General features: G+C 38.5%; 18 protein-coding genes. 10 read left to right on the forward strand and 8 right to left on the reverse strand.

Annotation, left to right across the window (positions count from 1 at the left end):
* The first annotated feature begins 751 nt into the window (after window positions 1–751).
* The 3 genes from H3T57_RS05555 (at window position 752) to spt (ending at window position 4098) form a co-directional block, all read left to right on the forward strand.
* On the forward strand, window positions 752–2485 hold the full coding sequence (locus H3T57_RS05555; RefSeq protein ID WP_347400643.1) for a fatty acyl-AMP ligase: 1734 nt from the start codon (window positions 752–754) through the stop codon (window positions 2483–2485).
* Between the two features lie 158 nt (window positions 2486–2643).
* Complete coding sequence (locus H3T57_RS05560; protein WP_122124053.1) at window positions 2644–2886, forward strand: acyl carrier protein; 243 nt, start codon at window positions 2644–2646, stop codon at window positions 2884–2886.
* Window positions 2887–2898: 12 nt separating this feature from the next.
* Window positions 2899–4098 carry a serine palmitoyltransferase gene (spt, locus tag H3T57_RS05565; protein ID WP_198193497.1) on the forward strand — a complete coding sequence of 400 codons (1200 nt, stop codon included), beginning with the start codon at window positions 2899–2901 and terminating at the stop codon, window positions 4096–4098.
* Between the two features lie 5 nt (window positions 4099–4103).
* On the opposite strand, the gene H3T57_RS05570 is transcribed toward spt, so the two are convergent.
* Together H3T57_RS05570 and H3T57_RS05575 are read right to left on the reverse strand one after the other, a co-directional pair.
* On the reverse strand, window positions 4104–5042 hold the full coding sequence (locus H3T57_RS05570; RefSeq protein WP_198193498.1) for a hypothetical protein: 939 nt from the start codon (window positions 5040–5042) through the stop codon (window positions 4104–4106).
* Between the two features lie 16 nt (window positions 5043–5058).
* Window positions 5059–6033: a diacylglycerol kinase family protein gene (locus H3T57_RS05575; RefSeq protein ID WP_198193499.1), complete on the reverse strand. Its 975-nt coding sequence runs from the start codon at window positions 6031–6033 to the stop codon at window positions 5059–5061.
* Between the two features lie 195 nt (window positions 6034–6228).
* On the opposite strand from H3T57_RS05575, the gene H3T57_RS05580 reads away from it, so the two are divergent.
* The 5 genes from H3T57_RS05580 to H3T57_RS05600 all read left to right on the forward strand — a co-directional run bounded on the left by H3T57_RS05580 (window position 6229) and on the right by H3T57_RS05600 (window position 11050).
* Window positions 6229–7116, forward strand: a complete 888-nt coding sequence (locus tag H3T57_RS05580) for a metallophosphoesterase (RefSeq protein ID WP_198193500.1) — start codon at window positions 6229–6231, stop codon at window positions 7114–7116.
* Window positions 7117–7183: 67 nt separating this feature from the next.
* Window positions 7184–8341, forward strand: coding sequence for an LptF/LptG family permease (locus H3T57_RS05585; RefSeq protein ID WP_198193501.1), 1158 nt, complete (start codon window positions 7184–7186; stop codon window positions 8339–8341).
* Window positions 8341–9438: an LptF/LptG family permease gene (locus H3T57_RS05590; protein WP_198193502.1), complete on the forward strand. Its 1098-nt coding sequence runs from the start codon at window positions 8341–8343 to the stop codon at window positions 9436–9438. The genes H3T57_RS05585 and H3T57_RS05590 overlap by 1 nt, the downstream gene beginning before the upstream one ends.
* Window positions 9435–10259 (forward strand): sterol desaturase family protein, encoded by an 825-nt coding sequence (locus tag H3T57_RS05595; RefSeq protein WP_232349769.1) that lies wholly within the window; start codon window positions 9435–9437, stop codon window positions 10257–10259. Before H3T57_RS05590 ends, H3T57_RS05595 begins: the two co-directional genes overlap by 4 nt.
* 17 nt (window positions 10260–10276) lie before the next feature.
* Window positions 10277–11050 (forward strand): nucleotidyltransferase family protein, encoded by a 774-nt coding sequence (locus H3T57_RS05600; RefSeq protein ID WP_198193503.1) that lies wholly within the window; start codon window positions 10277–10279, stop codon window positions 11048–11050.
* Window positions 11051–11110: 60 nt separating this feature from the next.
* On the opposite strand, the gene H3T57_RS05605 is transcribed toward H3T57_RS05600, so the two are convergent.
* Window positions 11111–12001: a formyl transferase gene (locus H3T57_RS05605; protein ID WP_198184995.1), complete on the reverse strand. Its 891-nt coding sequence runs from the start codon at window positions 11999–12001 to the stop codon at window positions 11111–11113.
* Window positions 12002–12014: 13 nt separating this feature from the next.
* Window positions 12015–12311 (reverse strand): putative quinol monooxygenase, encoded by a 297-nt coding sequence (locus H3T57_RS05610; RefSeq protein WP_155567338.1) that lies wholly within the window; start codon window positions 12309–12311, stop codon window positions 12015–12017.
* A 166-nt stretch (window positions 12312–12477) separates the two neighbouring features.
* On the opposite strand from H3T57_RS05610, the gene H3T57_RS05615 reads away from it, so the two are divergent.
* Complete coding sequence (locus tag H3T57_RS05615) at window positions 12478–13266, forward strand: inositol monophosphatase family protein (RefSeq protein ID WP_198193504.1); 789 nt, start codon at window positions 12478–12480, stop codon at window positions 13264–13266.
* A gap of 71 nt (window positions 13267–13337) precedes the next feature.
* Complete coding sequence (locus H3T57_RS05620) at window positions 13338–14198, forward strand: lipid-binding SYLF domain-containing protein (protein WP_232349770.1); 861 nt, start codon at window positions 13338–13340, stop codon at window positions 14196–14198.
* 38 nt (window positions 14199–14236) lie between these two features.
* Here the strand turns inward: H3T57_RS05620 and mltG are convergent, their stop codons facing one another.
* The 4 genes from mltG to fabG form a co-directional block, all read right to left on the reverse strand.
* The gene (gene mltG / locus H3T57_RS05625) at window positions 14237–15196 is read right to left on the reverse strand and encodes an endolytic transglycosylase MltG (protein WP_155565980.1); all 960 of its coding nucleotides are present in this window, start codon (window positions 15194–15196) and stop codon (window positions 14237–14239) included.
* Window positions 15197–15230: 34 nt separating this feature from the next.
* Window positions 15231–16511, reverse strand: coding sequence for a beta-ketoacyl-ACP synthase II (gene fabF, locus H3T57_RS05630; RefSeq protein ID WP_122124066.1), 1281 nt, complete (start codon window positions 16509–16511; stop codon window positions 15231–15233).
* A gap of 48 nt (window positions 16512–16559) precedes the next feature.
* Window positions 16560–16802, reverse strand: a complete 243-nt coding sequence (locus tag H3T57_RS05635; RefSeq protein WP_110439039.1) for an acyl carrier protein — start codon at window positions 16800–16802, stop codon at window positions 16560–16562.
* 191 nt (window positions 16803–16993) lie between these two features.
* Window positions 16994–17737: a 3-oxoacyl-ACP reductase FabG gene (fabG, locus tag H3T57_RS05640; protein WP_155568532.1), complete on the reverse strand. Its 744-nt coding sequence runs from the start codon at window positions 17735–17737 to the stop codon at window positions 16994–16996.
* Window positions 17738–17755: the final 18 nt, after the last annotated feature.

A 17755-nucleotide genomic window follows, 5' to 3' on the forward strand; every position in this document is an offset into this window, starting at 1 on the left:
AACGCTACAACCAATACGCCACCAGCATATCCCCTTCTCATCCTATACAATTGTCAATGAACAAAACCGTAAAACACATCAAAAACCTTTTGTTCTCTCAATGTCTGTGTGAACTTATCTATACAATTTAAATCTAAGAATCAACCCCTAAATTTTATTTTTTTATTTTTAATTTTAAATCCTTTTTTATTCTAAAAAACCGTTTTTAATTAACAATGTAAATCCGCTCATTTAACAATTTATAAAATAAGATATCAGGTTTACTTCTTTTCTATTTAAAAGATTGACTATTTTCATACTGAAAATGAAATATATTTCCCACTTATTAGTATATAAGTATTATACATACATAAAACGCTGTTCATTCATTTTAAACTGATTGCAATAATGGGATTTAATTAACAAAACAATAATCAGTCCAAAACAGATCTGGTTTTAAAAAAACTGTTTCATATGAATGTATATTTGCATAAAAAACTTGCGAAATCTTTATTTTTTTTTAAAAACAAGATTGTTTTTTATTATAAGCCCTATTAAACGTAAATACATAACCATAACAATGAGTTTTTACATGTTGCAAAAAATACTTTCTTCATTTGTAGAAAGCTTCTATACACAATATGTTTGGCAACAGCCAAACAGGATTGCTCTTTTATAATCATAATGAAGTGATTATTATTTATCTTTAGGTATACTTAACAAAAGCAATTTATATATACTGTTTTGTAAAAAACTTGGTGGAATTTTAATTGTGGACATAAACAAACATCCAACACCAACGGATTCTGGTCTTAAACGACGTTTTGGTGATTTTGTTTCTCTTTCTGAGGCTTTAGATTACGCCGCTCAAGGAAAAAGCGGTATTAATTTTTATTCAGCCAAGGGAGTTTTATTAGAATCATTACCCTATTCTGACCTGCGACAACAAGCTATACATGTTGCCAAGCTACTTTTGACCTTGGGACTAAAGAAAGGCGATCGCCTGGCCATTGTTGCAGAAAGTGACAGTGACTTTAGCCGTATCTTTTTTGGCTGCCAATATGCAGGTATTGTTCCCGCCCCAATGCCTCTGCCTGTTGCTTTTGCTGGAAAATCTTCTTATATCAACACCTTGCGGGGAATGATTGAAAACTCTTCCGCAAAAGCGGTTATTATTCCACAAACAATTCAAAGCTGGACGCGGGAAATTATTGAAAAATTTCCTTTATTGTTCGGAGGAAGTCCTGCCCAGCTAAAAGAAATAAAAGTTAATAGCGCCATAGAATTACCAGTTATTCAGGCTGATGATCTTTCTTATCTTCAATTTTCTTCAGGAAGCACTCGCTTTCCTATGGGGGTTGCTGTCACCCAGAAAGCCTGTTTGGCCAACGCTCATGCAATCTCATATTATGGATTGGCAGTAAAAGAAACAGGAGACCGATGCGTTTCATGGTTACCCTTGTATCACGATATGGGGCTGGTTGGATTTTTTCTAACCCCTATGACATGCCAGTTAACCATTGATCTTTTGCCTACCAGGGATTTCGCAAGGCGTCCACATGTCTGGTTGGATCTGATCAGTCGTAATAAAGGGACCCTATCTTATAGTCCATCTTTTGGATATGAACTTTGTACACGCCGTATGCCTTCCTCAACCCTGGAACTTGATTTATCCTCTTGGCGTGCGGCAGGTATTGGCGGAGATATGATACGTTCTCATATTTTAGAACAATTTGCCGAACAATATCAAAAATATGGTTTTGATTCAAAAGCTTTTGTCGCAAGCTATGGTATGGCGGAAGCGACATTAGCCCTTTCATTCGCACCTTTGGGAGAGGGACTTAAAACCGATACTATTGATTTGCCCCTTCTTGAAACGACAGGTATAGCAAAACCTTCCAATGATCCTTTCGTTACAACCAGGACTTTTACTCTTTGTGGTCCGATACTTCCTGATCATGAAATTGAAATACGGGACGAAAATGGAAATATTCTTCCCGAAAGAAGAGCGGGCAGCATTTACGTGCGAGGCCCAAGCCTTATGAAAGGTTATTTCAATAAAGAAAAAGAAACAGAAGCCGTTCTTGACAAAGAAGGATGGTTAAAAACAGGTGACCTAGGTTATATTTTAAATAACGAAATTGTCATAATTGGACGCGAAAAAGATTTGATTATCATTAATGGGCGAAATATATGGCCCCAGGATCTGGAATGGGCGGCTGAACATGCTTTTAACTCGCTAAGAAGCCGCGATGTCGCTGTATTCTCGGTTGATAAGAATAATCAGGAAACTGTCGTTGCACTTGTCCAATGCCGTGCCATTGATGAGTCTGAAAGAAAAAGACTTCAAGAAGATATGACCAGTCTGTTTAGAAGACAAAATGGTGTAGAAGTGTCTGTCCTGTTAGTCCCTCCACATAGCCTGCCGCAAACCTCCTCTGGAAAATTGACACGGGCAAAAGCAAGACAAATGCTTTTAAAAGGAGAATTCGGATTTCATTTTTAAAAATTCAGGTATGAAATGAAATTTTATGGCCTCTTGAACAGAATTTAAAAGCTATTTACAATAAATCAATTCTTTCCTTAGGATATGCGACTGATTGCGTTAAATGTCATCCAATCAGTCATAATCGTTCAAATATTGATATTTAACAAGGTAACACTATGACTGAAACGGTTGAAGAAATTTCAAAAATAATTATTGATACATTATTAGAAAACCCAAAAGTTCCCAAAAACATTTCACCAGACAGCAAAATTATTGAAGATTTGGAATTCGATTCTCTAGCTGTCATGAATTTCGTCATGGAAATTGAAGATAAACTAGACGTATCCGTTCCTTTGGATCGCCTGACAGACGTAAGAACGATTCGTGATCTTGCAGATGCCATCGTTTCCCTTAAATAAAAGCTCTCTCCTATGGATATATTTACAAAATTCAAGCCACTTGAAACTGCTTTCAACCAACTTATTTCCTTTGCCCCGCACAATCCGTTTGGGGTTACAATCGAGAAAACACTTTCTGCAACAGTTGGTACTATCAACGGGAAAGAAACACTTCTTTTTGGAACAAACAATTATCTAGGCCTCAGTCAATCCGAAGAGGCACGAAAAGCAGCTGCTGAAACAGCTATGCAATATGGTGTTGGAACAACGGGATCCAGAATTGCCAATGGCTCTTATTCCTTACATCAATCACTCGAACAAGAGCTGGCTCAGTTCTTCAACCGTCGTTCCTGCATGGTTTTTTCAACAGGATATCAAGCAACCCTCGGCATGGTATCAACTCTTGCCGGTAAGGATGATTACCTTTTCTTGGATGCGGACTGTCATGCCAGTATTTATGATGGCAGCAGACTCAGTCAGGCACAAATTATACGTTTCCGACACAATGACGCTGACGACTTACGTAAGAGATTACGCCGAGTTGGCAATATAAACGGTATTAAACTGGTTGTTGTGGAAGGAGTTTACTCCATGTTTGGAGATATCGTTCCCCTCAAAGAATTTATCCAAGTCAAGAAAGAGGAAAATGCTTATCTCATGATTGATGAGGCACATTCTTTTGGTGTTTTTGGTGAACATGGTCGAGGAATTGCAGAACGTGAAAACGTGGAACAAGACGTTGACTTCATCGTGGGAACTTTTTCTAAAAGCTTGGGTACTGTTGGAGGATATTGTGTTTCCGATTATCCACAAATAGATAAATTACGTCTTTGTACCAGACCCTACATGTTTACGGCCTCTTTACCTCCCGAAGTAATCGCCGCAACACGTGAAAACTTGAAAATCATCGCTAACCGTCCTGAATTGAGAAATAAACTAAAGAATAATGCCTCCCGATTTTATCATGCATTACAGAATGCTGGTTTTCAAACTGGTCCAGATATCAGCTCTGTTGTTTCTGTTATCTTGAATGAATTACCTCAGGCTGCTCATTTCTGGAACAGGGTGTTAGAATTGGGGGCTTATATTAATCTTAGCCTGCCTCCCGCCACACCAGATAACAGACCTTTATTAAGAGCGAGTATCGCCGCGGCCCATACAGAAGAACAGATTGACCGACTAGTTCAAATCTACATTCAGGCGGCTAAAGATGTAGGGCTAACTCTTAATTAAAATCTTTATCGCTTGAATAAACCCTGTCGATATAATTTGAATAATATCCAGGGTGCATTTATAAGGGGATATTTTTTTTGGAACGCTGTCAACTCAAGATTAATGTCACGGTGTCGATTAATTTTCCACACAATATACTGCGCCCCCCCTTCAAACGTGAAAGCGGCCTTAATTAATCGGCAAATATTCAAGGGTCGACCCAATATTTTCCGAATCTTCCAGCGTTTTCTAGCATATTCTCGTTGATCCTTTGACACAGATGGAAATAGAGAATAATTTTTTGTCTCGTTATAGGATATTCCTGCTTTTTGCCAGCCCAGTTTTAAAAGTTGCTTAAAGTAATCTTCTCTATTTTCCAAAATCAACATTGGACGATTATTTGATTCCACCCTTAGCTCAGCATCATAAGTATGACGGAATAATGAACACCAATATTTTTCCGCAGTCCCATATTCTGGCCCCAAAAAAGTGGCCCACCATATAGCTGTATTTACCGCTCTTATGAGACAATCCAACAATGCCTGTTTTCCTTTATCATCCTTCCACCAAAGAATCTTAACAGGCTGACAAAAACGCGCCCACATCGTTGTATCAATGGATTGTAAAGCAGTAGCTTTTTGAAGTTGATCTATTGATAATATCGCAACTTTGGCCCTTAAATTAACATTCCCCTCACTCCATTCATGATATTCAATATTCGGAGGTAGACAATAATTAATCACAATTTTAAAACAATCTTCCGGATACCAATCAGACAAATTTTGACAAACAACATAAAAATCAAGTAAACTTGTCAGTTCTTTTTTCCATAAAGAAGAACCGTAATAGATAACACCTATGGGTTGCCGATCTCCTATGATCTGTTTAACGAAGGCGGTAACAGATTCTGGAACAGAATGCTGATCAAATGAAGTAGCTAATAATTGTGACAAGGATGATGACATAAACAGCCGACATTATCTATAAACGGACAAACGAAAATTTGGGACCGGTCGAAAGAAGGATACAATGATCCTCGCCTGTATCAAACTGTTCTCCATCAAGAATAATATCCTCTTTGATTGACAGTTTTATTTTATTGGCGGTACCACTAAGATAATTAGGATCATTCAATAACCATTCCGGCGTTTTACCTCTTAATAAGGCGAAACATGCCGCCAACAGATGTGGAGGACGTGCTTTAACATTCAAATAATGAAGACTATCATCCCCTGCATATCGGTTAAAAAACGGCCACATTCCATGAGATAGGCTCTGTAAAGTCGTCGATAAAAACAAAAAGCAATTCTCCTGATATGATTTCTTTTCATCAATGAAAAAAGAGCATACATTACCGTTAAGCCACAAATCCCGTGTTTTTGAAAAAAATAATTTTAGTAAAGACGTTATAATAGTGATTGCCACAGCAGCATCATGAGGAAAATTTTTTAAAATCGTCGGGTTATGTGCAATCTGAATAGCCTTCGTAAATGCCGCCGCACCTTGAAACATTCCCAAAACAGGCGGGCGAGAGGGATCAGACCATTCAATTTTTAATGCATGACGATGCTGAACCGTAAAATGCAATCGCTGACGTTCTGCCAAAGTCCTGATACGCTTAAGAGCATTGATTCCCCGAATACCGAATCCAATATCCTTGGCTATTAAATTTGTATTTCCTGAAGGAAGAATAATAAGGCTTGGCAATTTATCATGTGGATAACAGCTATAAATAGCTGTCATGACATGACTAATCGTGCCATCCCCACCATCTATAATGATATAATCAACCCCTGTTGCGACAAAACGATTTAACGTTTGCATCATATCATCAACAGTTCGTGGCGTAGAATAATTTTCTCCTAACCAGTTCAAGGCAAAATCTGTAAATTCCTTATCCTCTTTCTGATTTAATCGACTGACAGGATTTTTAATTAAGGCAATATTCTGATTCACGGATTGCTTCTAACATTCTATAGTATCTTGTTTTAATTTAATATGAGGAGTAATAAACGTTTTTATAGTTTTGATGTTATCATTCCTTCCCATTTGCTTCTTTTATGAAAAAAATTGTGCAAAAATCAACTATATTATCATGATTTCAAGTGTGTTACATAACATAGCATAGAATATATTTAAGGATAGTCTCTTTTGAAACGCTTTACAATTGCCCATATTTCGGACATTCATCTTCCCTTGGAAAGCATTCAATTTCCGAAATTATCCCTTGTCAATAAACGATTTTTAAGTTTTCTGTCCTGGAAAAAAAGACGCCTTTCTTTGCAAAAAAAGAGACTTGATATCATCATTGACGATATTTCCAGAGAATCTCCCGATCTTTTGTTGATATCGGGAGATCTTACCAACTTGGCTCTGCCTGAGGAATTTAAACAGGCAGCTGACTGGTTGCATCATCTTCCTTTTAAAAATATAAATATTATCCCAGGGAATCATGATGCGCTTGTTAAAACACAATGGCACAATAGCTACGCTTTCTGGTCACCCTGGTCACAGGCTTACAATCATGACGATTACCCTATCATAACCCGTTATGGTTCTATCGCTGTCATTGGCATTAATACAGCCGTTCCCACGCCTCCCTTTTTTGCAAATGGCCAGGTTGGAAATTATCAGCTGAATCAAATAAGATATGCACTCCAACGACTTAAAAAAGATAATTTATTCAGGATTGTAATTTTGCACCATCCCCCTGTATCAGGAATTGTTTCGGAAAGAAAGGCCTTAAAAGACAGGAAAAAATTGCAAAAAATATTATATGAAGAGGGTGTCGAAATTATTCTTTTTGGGCATGTCCATCGTACCATTACCCGAAAATTTCTTGACACCAATATACCGATGCTGGGAATTGCTTCGGCCTCTTCCAATTCAAACCGTCCGTATCACCAAGCCGCTTGGCGTAAAATCGTAATTGAAAAATTGGATGATCACTTTCATACATTTTCAACGGTACGCTTTATAGATAAAAATGGTGATTTTTCTCAAACCCACTCCTTTTATATAAATCATTATTTTCAGTAAATCCTTGTTGAAATTTCATTTAAAAAACCAGAGTTTGACCAGATTTTTATCAACGATCCACATCAAGATGTTGGATTCCTATCTTTTTGCGCAAGCTCTCCCAAGTTTTATTGTTTCTCTTGGAGTTATTCTTGCCGCCTTGATGCTGGAAAGATTGCTTGTGTTACTTGACCTATTAGCGGCAGACAGCAGCCCCCTCAGTACTTTTCTTGGCTTGCTGGCAGATCTGATCCCTCATTATCTTGGTCTTGCCATTCCGGCAGCCTTTTGCGTATCAATTTTTTCAAGTATTCGTCAGTTAAATCTTAATAATGAAATTGATGCACTATTAAATGCTGGAAAATCCCTTTTTCAATGTACACGGTCTTACATCATAAGTGGTATTGCCGTCAGTTTTTTTTGTATAATATTATATGGTTATATTCAGCCATATGCCCGATATGATTTTCGCGCAGCTTTTTTTTATGCCTCTCATGCTGGATGGGCACCCCATATTCAAAGCCATATGATTGTTCAACCCAATAACCACACTGTTATGATCGTTGACAAAGCTAGCCAAAACGGAACCCAGCTTTCAGGAATCTTCATAAGACAAACAAAATTAAATGATAAAAAACAACTGGTTGAACAAATTATTCTGGCCGATAAAGGGAATTTTTATTCACTGGCCGATCATTCAAAAATAATGCTGACCCTTTATGATGGTCAAAATCTTACATTAAATCCGAATAACAACAATAATATAACAGATTTTTCCAATGCTTCACGAATAATACAAAACACAAACAAGAAAAGCATTTTTAGGGAAAGAGGCAGCGATGAACGCGAACTAACCCTGACAAATCTCTACGAACAAATTCAGCACCATACCTATCAAGACATTCCAATTTTAGATATAAAGGCTGAATTTCATTTTCGTTTAGTCCGCGCCTTATCAATTATTGCCATTCCTTTTCTTGCTGTCGCCTTAGCCATTACACCAAAACGTCGTAAAAGAAATTTAGGTCTTGGAATCGCGGCAATCATTCTTGTTGCCTATGATCATATTCAACAACTGGGTTTAACCCTTGTTTCACACGGACATGACAATGCTTTTGTCGCTTTATGGCTACCATTTTTTATATTCTTGTTTTTTTGCTTTGGCTGTCTATTCTTAAAAAACAATCCTTTTCTCCTTACCTCTCGCAATTTGTTAAGACACTTTTCAAAGTCTTCGGATAAATAATGAAAAAATTATTGAAACGTTATGTGTTAACCTTTTATTTATCCAGTCGCTTGTTAGCAACAACTTTTACTACTGTCATTATTTTAACAGCAATCATGGAGGTTTTAACCCTATTGGAACAAACCTCTTCCATTTTGGAACGACAACTTGGGCTAAAAGGGGTTGTTCATTTCATGATGCTGAAATTACCTTTACTTTTTAATTCTGTTTTACCCTTAAGTACCCTTATCGGTTTCTTGATCGCCCTCACTCAATTGACAATCAACAATGAGATAACCATCCTACGATCCATAGGCCTATCGACATGGGGACTGATAAAAAAATTAATACCTGTTACGCTATTGCTAAGTTTTCTATGTTTTATTATGTCTGACCAAATTACACCCAAAACGGAACTGGATCTGGCAACATGGTGGAACAAAACCAACCCGCATCCCGAAAAAGAAAATAATTTCTATTTTTACAGCAATCTTGATATCATCAATATTGATCATATTGCCTATGGAGGAAATAAAATTACAGGACTGACGGTCATCAAGCGTCGCGATTTATCTCATATTGACTCGGTGCTTATTGCTGATGAAGTCATTCATAAAAACCACCAATGGATTTTCTCTCATGCAAAATTCCTGCAAAACAAACCGGATATTCCATTAAAATTTCATGAATTAACAAATGAAAAAGAAAGAATATGGAATATTAACCTGACACCACATACCCTTATAAGACTATCTTCAAAATCAATGCCACAATCCATCCATAATATGGTTCTAGAATTATCATATCAACAACCTTTCAAAATGCCTACGAATTATATAAAAACAACAATTTGGGGAAGATTGTGTTTACCCTTTACTTTTATCATGATGCTAATTATTACTGTACTTGTGACCTACATCCCGCCACGTGCCGGGTTACGTAGCTGGATCCCCATCTATTGTTTGGGATATGGATTGTTATTTATTATATTCCAAGAAGTCCTGCATGCTTTGGGGAAAGCAGGAACCATACCCGCCCCAGTGGCTTCACTTTCTGCCTTCCTTGTCTTTATGTTAGCTACATGCACTATCATTCTATCAGTTGAAGAAAAACAATGAGCAACCAATCTATCTTTCAAATTATGCGCAATCAAGACCTACGTTCCGGACGTAGTTACGATTTAGGTAAAATGGGACTAAAACAATTATGGGTGGCCTATTTGACGCATCCAACCATCCTATTATATTTCAGCCTTATTATTGGATGTATTGTCGCCGTCTGCTACACGTTCAATGGATGGGTTCCTGTCTTAAGTTCAATTATCGTCATGATATTTGGCTTTCCGTTAATCTGGTATATTATCCATCGCTGGATCATGCATGTTTCGTTACTATACAGAATGAAATGGTCGGCTTCACTATGGAAACGCATTCACTTTGATCATCATCAGGATCCCCATCTTTTAAATGTATTATTTGGATCACCCTTGAATACCATACCAACCATCATTATCGTTGGGGGCGGCTTGGGATATTTAGTTGGTGGATTTTGCGGTTTCTTCGCCTCTATTGGTACAGCTGTGTACATGTCATGTTTTTATGAATTTTTTCATTGCATTCAACATTTGAATTATAAACCAAAATCTAGGTATGTAAGTCATATTAAACAGGTTCATGTTTTACACCACTTTCATTATGAAAAGGGAAACTTTGGTATTACCAACTATTTTTGGGACAAAGTCTTCGGTACCTATTATGAAGATGCCAAGGCACGCCCACGGAGTCCAACTGTATTTAACATGGGATATACCGTGAAAGAAGCTGAACATTATCCTTGGGTTATGCTAAAAACCGGGGCTCCTCCACGTGATCGTCCCGCAGGATCTAATTTTCGGGAGCATAAAAAAGATTGCACCCAACATACCCAAAAAGCAGCCTAAAAGGAATTGGGACCATTATGGAACGTGAACCCATCAATGCTTTAATTCTGGCTGGGTCAAGGCAAGGGAAACAAGATCCTTTGGCTTTGCATGCTCACGTTTCGCACAAGGCGATTATTCCCGTATTGGGAAAACCAATGATCGAATATGTTACCGAAACCCTTGCAAAAATAGAATCCATTAATGAAATTTCTGTTTCAATTGAAAAGTTCGAGGTTGTTAGGGATATTCTACCCAACTTTATTAAGTATCTTCCCACCTGTCCTGGTCCAAGTGCAAGCATCATCCAAGCCATTCAAGCATTGGGAACCCCCCTATTAATAACAACCGCTGATAACCCCTTACTTCAACCGGAATGGGTGGAATATTTCATACAGGAAGCGGAGGCCTCACAATGTGACCTTGCTGTTGGTATCGCCCTAAAGGAACAGATTGAAAAAGATGTTCCAAACACAAAAAGAACTTACATCAAATTAGCTGACGGTTCTTTTTCTGGTTGCAATATTTTTATGTTTCGAACACCAAGGTCCATTCAAGTCGCGAAACTTTGGCAAAAATTGGAAAGTTATCGCAAAAGTCCAGTAAAAATGGGCTTGCTATTGGGATATTCAATAATCTTGCGATATATCCTGCATCGCTTGACTAGAAAAGCACTTAAAAAAAGAATTTTCAAATTAACCAAGGTTAAGATCCATTTTGTAATTATACCCTGGGGGCAGGCTGCCGTAGATGTGGATAAACCTGATGATCTCCACTTGGTTAATAATTTGATGTCTGACCGATCAAATTAAATCAATTCTTACACATTTCATTGGTTTAAAATCAAAAAATCAATAAATATTCCAAGCTTTTTAAAATATTCCATGTATTTGATATCGCCTGTCAATCAAGAAACGCCTCACAGGCTGTCTAAGTATTTTTTTGCCATCTATCAGACTATAGGGGCCAGCCTTACTTAATGTATGCACCCCTTGATTATATTCGCCAAATATTGAACCTTTATTGAACTGACCTGTAATTCTTGCTTCAAATTGATCAGGGGTTAATTCAATAATGTTTAAAAATGTTAGTCCCCCTCCATACGTCAGGCTACAATCCTGTGTCGGTAAAATAATACCCTGAGATGTAATGACTGCATTACCACCAGGACGTGCACTTGAGGGGGAAATCCTTACGGGATTAAGTGAATGAGAATGCCATGTTCCTGCGAGACTTTCCGACCAGGCAACAGATAAAACGCTTTGCCGACTTAACCCTTCCCTTACAGGGGTATAAAACATCCACCATAAATCATTATAAAATAATACAGTCGGATCAATGGCCACTTCAGGAAAAGAAAAAGAGGATACCTTCTCCCAATGAAATGGAAACTCAACTGCTTTATATAAACTGGTTTCACCTGATTTGTATGCCTCTGGCAGCATGTAAACCAACCCCTGATCCTCAATTAACATTGGATAGGATAGATGCCAGGGTTTCTCCAATACAATTTTTCGATCAATAAGTGAAAGCTGTTGATCAAGAATTAATACCTCTATACGGCCATGACGATCTCTGTAATCATACGCTTCCGCAAAAACATATAGTTTATTATCTCTATAGAGGCCAAAAGGATCAGCAAGAAATTTGAACGTATCCTCCTCTTTTATCCAATGAATATCGCAAATATCACAAGCTATCACATCCTCAACCGGTGCCTTGACAATACCAATGCGCCATATATCCGTTTCAAAAATCGACATCAGAAATACAAATTTATTTTGCGGGTATTAAATTCAGTAATTCAAGGGGCTTCACAGCAAAAGGTTTTGCCACGCGCATCAGATTCTGGAAATGTTCCGTTTCGCAATGCGCATCCAAAGCCTGTTGATTTGCCCAACATTCAATAAAAACAATTTTATTAGGCTTGTCACTTTGAAAATAGGCTGTATAGCTATGATTTCCTTTTTCCTCTCTTGAACGAGAAACACACACATTCACAGCATCTGAAATTTTTGACCAGGCCCCTTCATCAATTTCCAGTATAGCAACCAAATTAACTTCCTGAGACATAATTTGTTCCTTGTTTTTTAAATAAAAATAACACGTTTCATCTTTATCAAATTTTTATTTTAAAATAGTAAACAATCTGATTCTATAAAAAATTAAATATTTCTGATAAAATTCACTATAATCATATGATTTAAATTCATTCAATCATTTAAGGTTAAGACCAATTATGAGTGACGCACTTTCACGTCGTTTTATAGCTGCACAAGAAATTGTCAAAAATGCATCTGAAATTGCCTTACAAATGCGGCCCAGTCCAGGGGGACCCCAAGGATCCCTTAAACATGCCCAAGACTGGTTGACCGAAACAGATGGCAAGATCGAAACCTATATTTCAAAAGCAATTCAATCCCTCTTTCCCGAAGATGGTTTTCAAGGAGAGGAAAAGGGGAAAACACGTTCAGGGTCGTTAAGATGGATTGTCGACCCTATCGATGGAACATCAAACTATGCACGTGGCAGAAATCGGTGGTGTATTTCTCTTGGCCTTATAGAAGAAAATGTTCCCATTCTCGGTATTATTGCAGCTCCATGCGTAAACGAATTCTATACTGCCCGTCTAGGAAAAGGGGCATTCATGAATGAAAAGCCCATTCATGTTTCCGATGTTAAAGATCCAAAAATCTCCATGATTGAACTGGGCTGGAGTCACGTCAGTAAAATCGATGAATTTCTAAAAAATGCAGAAGCTATCTTAAAAACTGGCGCAATGATTCGCACTTTGGGTTCTGGCACCATGTCCCTCGTCGATGTTGCGAGCGGTAGACTGGATGGACATTTTGAAATGGCCATTAATTTATGGGATGTGGCGGCAGCACTCGTTTTACTTAGAGAAGCTGGTGCCTGTATTTCACCTTTCTTGGAAAATGGTGGCCTTCATCAAATGACACCTATTTTAACCGCAGCTCCAGGAATTTCGGATATCCTCTCGAAAACACTTCATATATCCTTATCATAAATCGCTTTTATGTTAAACTACCGATCTGTCTTTTACTTTTTCGTCAAACCTGAACTATATTGTTTAATCCTATGAAAAATAATTTCATCTTTAAATATGGTACGATGTTTTGCTTTTCAATGCTGTCAATATTTTCTCTTCAGCATGCCAAGGCCAAAACTGACAAAGTACAATCTATTGTGGATCATTCTCTTTTAACAGTTGAGGATGTCTTTGCAAATATTCCCACATCCAGCCGTGTCTATACCCGTTTAAAAAACGCCAGGGCAGTGATGATTTGCCCAAATATTACACATATCTCCCTCGTGTTTGGAGGCTCCGGAGGAGATTGTGTGCTTCTTTCTAGGGATGCAAGAAATTCTTGGTCCAGTCCTGCTTTTTATAAAATGTCAAGTGGCTCTTTTGGTATACAGCTTGGTGTACAAAATACAGAAGTCATGCTTTTCATCATGAACGAACGCAGTTTGCGCAAATTGTTGGACAGCCAATTCACAATGGGAGCCAGTGCCTCTGCAACAGCAGCAAAATCCAGTAGCGATGCCAACAAGGATACAGCCGATATTTATAACCTGCAAAAAGCATCAGGATTATTTGTCGGAGCATCTCTAAAAGGATCTAAATTAAAAATTAACAGTAGTGCCAATCATAAATATTATAACCAGATTGTGGGACCAGAAGATATTGTTATGGCAATGCGCGTTAATAATCCAGCGGCAAACCATCTGCGTAAAATCTTGATCAAATATTCAAATATGGCAAAAAATGTCCAACCTGAAAAAAAATCATCCAAAAATCATAATGTAGAGGATGATAATGGCGATACCAATACCAACGATGATTCAGGTGCGATTGACCTTGCCCCACAAAAAGGCTCCTCATCACATAATATTAAATCTGAAAATTTGCCCTCCCCTTCAAAATCCAGAAAATAAAAAAACTATTCTATATTTTAAAAGATAGTTTTTAAAAACTATCTTTTTTTCTCTGCGGCAACATTGTGATTATGTTCTGCAAGACTTGTTGAAAAACTATGCCCACCCGTTCCATTTGCAACAAAATATAATATTTTTCCTTCTGCAGGATGTGCAACAGCCTCCATAGCGGCTTCACCAGGAGAGCATATTGGTGTAGGAGGTAAAGCGCTGGTCCAATAAGTGTTATATGGGTTGACAATTTCCAGATCCTGTCGAGTTAGCCTGCGATCAAAATCATTTTTTCCATCAGTCAGGGCATAAATCACTGTGGGATCTGACTGTAATCGCATGCCAAGATGCAGGCGATTGATAAATACACGGGCAACCATGGGACGTTCGCGTTTTAAAGCGGTTTCCCGCTCAACAATTGAGGCAAGGGTAACCAAATCCTGTTGCGTTTTTATCTCAGCAAGAACCTGTCGTTCACCCCAGATTTTTTGCAATTTTTTCTGCATTGCCTGTTGCATACGGAATATCATCTTTTCACGAGACATACCCCATTCATAGGCATATGTCTGGGGCAATACCGTTCCCTCTTCTGGTGGCTGTATCTGTCCTGTCATATAGGGGGCATCATTAATCAAATTCGCAATCTGATAGGCTGTCAGCCCTTCTGGAATGGTTAATTTATGCTGTACAGGTTTTGCATACCGCAAGATATCGATAACCTGTTGAATCGATGCCTGCTTTGGAAAAGAAAACTCAGCCGCATGTAACGTTCCGGCCTTATCTGTCAGCTTTATGCCACTACGAAAAATAAAACCGCCCCAATAGGATTGAGTGACAACCTTTTCTTTCTGAAGTTGGTTTAATATTGCCGCGACATTTCCCTTGGCAATAACCACATTTTTAGCATTATCCAAAGGACCGGGAGCAAAATAGGTATATTTTCCGTAAAAGAATACAGCAAGCAGGCATACAAGTAATGCACTGACCCCATATAACAATCGACGCATTACAATTTAACCCATGATATATCTTAGTAAATTTTCATATTCTTTTAAAAATCAGGCTCGCATTCGTGCCACCGAAACCGAAACTATTGGATAGGGCAGCATCAACTTTTCTTTGCTGGGCAGTATGAGCTATACGATCAATGACACTTTCCCTTGATGGATTATCAAGGTTCAAAGTGGGAGGTACCTCATTATTACATATTGATAATAGAGAGAAGATCGCCTCAACCGCACCTGCTGCACCTAATAAATGACCAATAGCCGTTTTTGTTGAAGACATTGCCAAATGTTTGCTTGCATCCCCAAACAACCGCTCGACAGCTTCAAGTTCAAGATCATCCGCCATGGTTGATGTACCATGTGCATTAATATAATGGATATCTTCCAATGATAATCCTGAATGCTTAATGGCCGATGCCATTGCACGATAAGCACCTTCATGCCCTTCTGCTGGAGCAGTGATATGATACGCATCACCTGACATGCCATATCCAGCCACCTCACCATAAATTTTTGCGCCACGGGCTTTCGCATGTTCATATTCTTCTAACACAAGAACACCGGCACCTTCTCCCATAACAAATCCGTCACGATCCTTATCCCAGGTTCTTGACGCTTTTGTAGGTGTATCATTGAACCCCGTGGATAATGCTCTGGCAGAACAGAACCCTGCAATACCCAATTCACATACAGCCGCTTCCGCTCCTCCGGCAATCATTACATCAGCATCGCCAAGCGCAATCAAACGGCTTGCATCTCCAATAGCATGCACTCCTGTTGCACAGGCTGTCACTACCGCATGATTGGGCCCTTTAAAGCCATATTTGATGGAAACATATCCTGAAACCAAATTAATCAAGGCAGATGGAATAAAGAACGGAGAAACTTTTCGAGCCTGACCTTCATTAACCTTGATTGACGTTTCATAAATGGTTTGCAGCCCACCAATTCCTGAACCAATCATGACACCGGTAGCCATTTGATCCGCTTCATTTTTGGGTGTCCAGCCAGAATCCTCCACTGCCTGAATAGCCGCCACTAAACCCAATTGAATAAAACGGTCCATTTTCTTTAAATCTTTAACGGGGATCCATTCAGACAGGTTTAACCTGCCCTCTTCCTTTGAACCTTCAGGAACTTCCCCGGCAATACGTGCAGCAACACGTGAAGCATCAAAACTTTTGATTTTGTCAATGCCGCTTTCGCTTGCAACAAGTCTTTTCCAAACATTATCGATACCAATTCCAAGAGGGCTTACAATCCCCATTCCAGTAACAACTACCCTGCGGTGTGGCCATGAACTTGTACTCGTCATTAAATTATCCTGTAAGTTTTATGAATCGATAATGTTATAGACTTTTAATTAAGATGCTTGTTTCTGTTTTTCAATATAATCGATAGCATCCTTGACTGTTGCAATCTTTTCTGCGGCATCCTCAGGAATTTCCACATTAAAAGCCTCTTCAAAAGCCATAACAAGTTCAACTGTATCCAAGCTGTCCGCACCCAAGTCATCAATAAAGGAAGCTTCAGGCGTTACCTTTGATTCTTCAACACCAAGATGTTCAACAACAATTTTTTTTACTTTGTCAGCAATTTCACTCATTATATTCGTCCTTTTACAGCTATAAAGCTTACATGTTTATACTATATTACCAAAGTTCCAAAGAATTTTTAGAACTTTATACGATTTTATCACAATGGTATTGGGGAAATATCACATTTCCCCCAAATAACCAAGCAAAAGCAATATTATAATTTTATAAAATGTTCAAATGGTTCACAAAGCAAGGATCTTTACACCATATACATGCCACCGTTAACATGCAAACATGTTCCAGTAACCCAATCTGTCTCTTCAGAAGCCAGATAGACAGCTGCGGATGCAACATCCTCCACCTGTCCCATTCTATTTCTTGGAATTCTTTGTAATAATCTAGATTGTTGCTCTTCTGATAATACGGCAGTCATTGGTGTTTCAATAAAACCGGGGGCAATAACATTAACGGTAACGCCTTTTTTCGCCACTTCTAACGCCAGACTTTTACTCATAGCGATTAATCCGCCTTTTGCAGCTGAATAATTGGCCTGACCAACATTACCAATAAACCCAATGATCGAAGCGATATTGATAATGCGTCCTGAACGCCGGCGAACCATTCCCTTTAACGCAATCTGACATAATTGGAAGGGCACAGACAAATCCACATCCAGAACCTCGGACCATTCCGATTCCTTCATTCGGATTGAAAGATTGTCCCGCGTTAATCCGGCACTATTAACCAGGATATCGACAGGTGCATTTGCCTGCCTCTCTGCATTCGGGATAAGCGCTTTTAAAGATTCCTGATCCTTGAGGTTGGCTGTTTGAACAAATGCGTTCTGTTCACCCAACTCTTTTTGAACCTCTCTTAAAACGTTTTCCCTGGTTCCCGACAAAACAACCTTTGCCCCTTGCTGAACAAATGCCTTGGCAATCGCTTGACCAATTCCACCCGAGGCACCAGTAACCAACGCTACCTTATTATCTAGTCTGAACATAATCTTCATAATCCTTGT

The organism is Commensalibacter sp. W6292M3, assembly GCF_016101315.1.
Lineage (GTDB): Bacteria > Pseudomonadota > Alphaproteobacteria > Acetobacterales > Acetobacteraceae > Commensalibacter > Commensalibacter melissae.

What these genes read in the sequence shown, in the direction of transcription:
- H3T57_RS05560 (WP_122124053.1), top strand. Translation starts at nt 2,644, where the DNA reads ATGACTGAAACGGTTGAAGAAATTTCAAAAATAATTATTGATACATTA.
- spt (WP_198193497.1), top strand. Translation starts at nt 2,899, where the DNA reads ATGGATATATTTACAAAATTCAAGCCACTTGAAACTGCTTTCAACCAA.
- H3T57_RS05570 (WP_198193498.1), bottom strand. Translation starts at nt 5,042, where the DNA reads ATGTCATCATCCTTGTCACAATTATTAGCTACTTCATTTGATCAGCAT.
- H3T57_RS05585 (WP_198193501.1), top strand. Translation starts at nt 7,184, where the DNA reads ATGTTGGATTCCTATCTTTTTGCGCAAGCTCTCCCAAGTTTTATTGTT.
- H3T57_RS05590 (WP_198193502.1), top strand. Translation starts at nt 8,341, where the DNA reads ATGAAAAAATTATTGAAACGTTATGTGTTAACCTTTTATTTATCCAGT.
- H3T57_RS05595 (WP_232349769.1), top strand. Translation starts at nt 9,435, where the DNA reads ATGAGCAACCAATCTATCTTTCAAATTATGCGCAATCAAGACCTACGT.
- H3T57_RS05600 (WP_198193503.1), top strand. Translation starts at nt 10,277, where the DNA reads ATGGAACGTGAACCCATCAATGCTTTAATTCTGGCTGGGTCAAGGCAA.
- H3T57_RS05605 (WP_198184995.1), bottom strand. Translation starts at nt 12,001, where the DNA reads ATGTCGATTTTTGAAACGGATATATGGCGCATTGGTATTGTCAAGGCA.
- H3T57_RS05610 (WP_155567338.1), bottom strand. Translation starts at nt 12,311, where the DNA reads ATGTCTCAGGAAGTTAATTTGGTTGCTATACTGGAAATTGATGAAGGG.
- H3T57_RS05615 (WP_198193504.1), top strand. Translation starts at nt 12,478, where the DNA reads ATGAGTGACGCACTTTCACGTCGTTTTATAGCTGCACAAGAAATTGTC.
- H3T57_RS05620 (WP_232349770.1), top strand. Translation starts at nt 13,338, where the DNA reads ATGAAAAATAATTTCATCTTTAAATATGGTACGATGTTTTGCTTTTCA.
- mltG (WP_155565980.1), bottom strand. Translation starts at nt 15,196, where the DNA reads ATGCGTCGATTGTTATATGGGGTCAGTGCATTACTTGTATGCCTGCTT.
- fabF (WP_122124066.1), bottom strand. Translation starts at nt 16,511, where the DNA reads ATGACGAGTACAAGTTCATGGCCACACCGCAGGGTAGTTGTTACTGGA.
- H3T57_RS05635 (WP_110439039.1), bottom strand. Translation starts at nt 16,802, where the DNA reads ATGAGTGAAATTGCTGACAAAGTAAAAAAAATTGTTGTTGAACATCTT.
- fabG (WP_155568532.1), bottom strand. Translation starts at nt 17,737, where the DNA reads ATGTTCAGACTAGATAATAAGGTAGCGTTGGTTACTGGTGCCTCGGGT.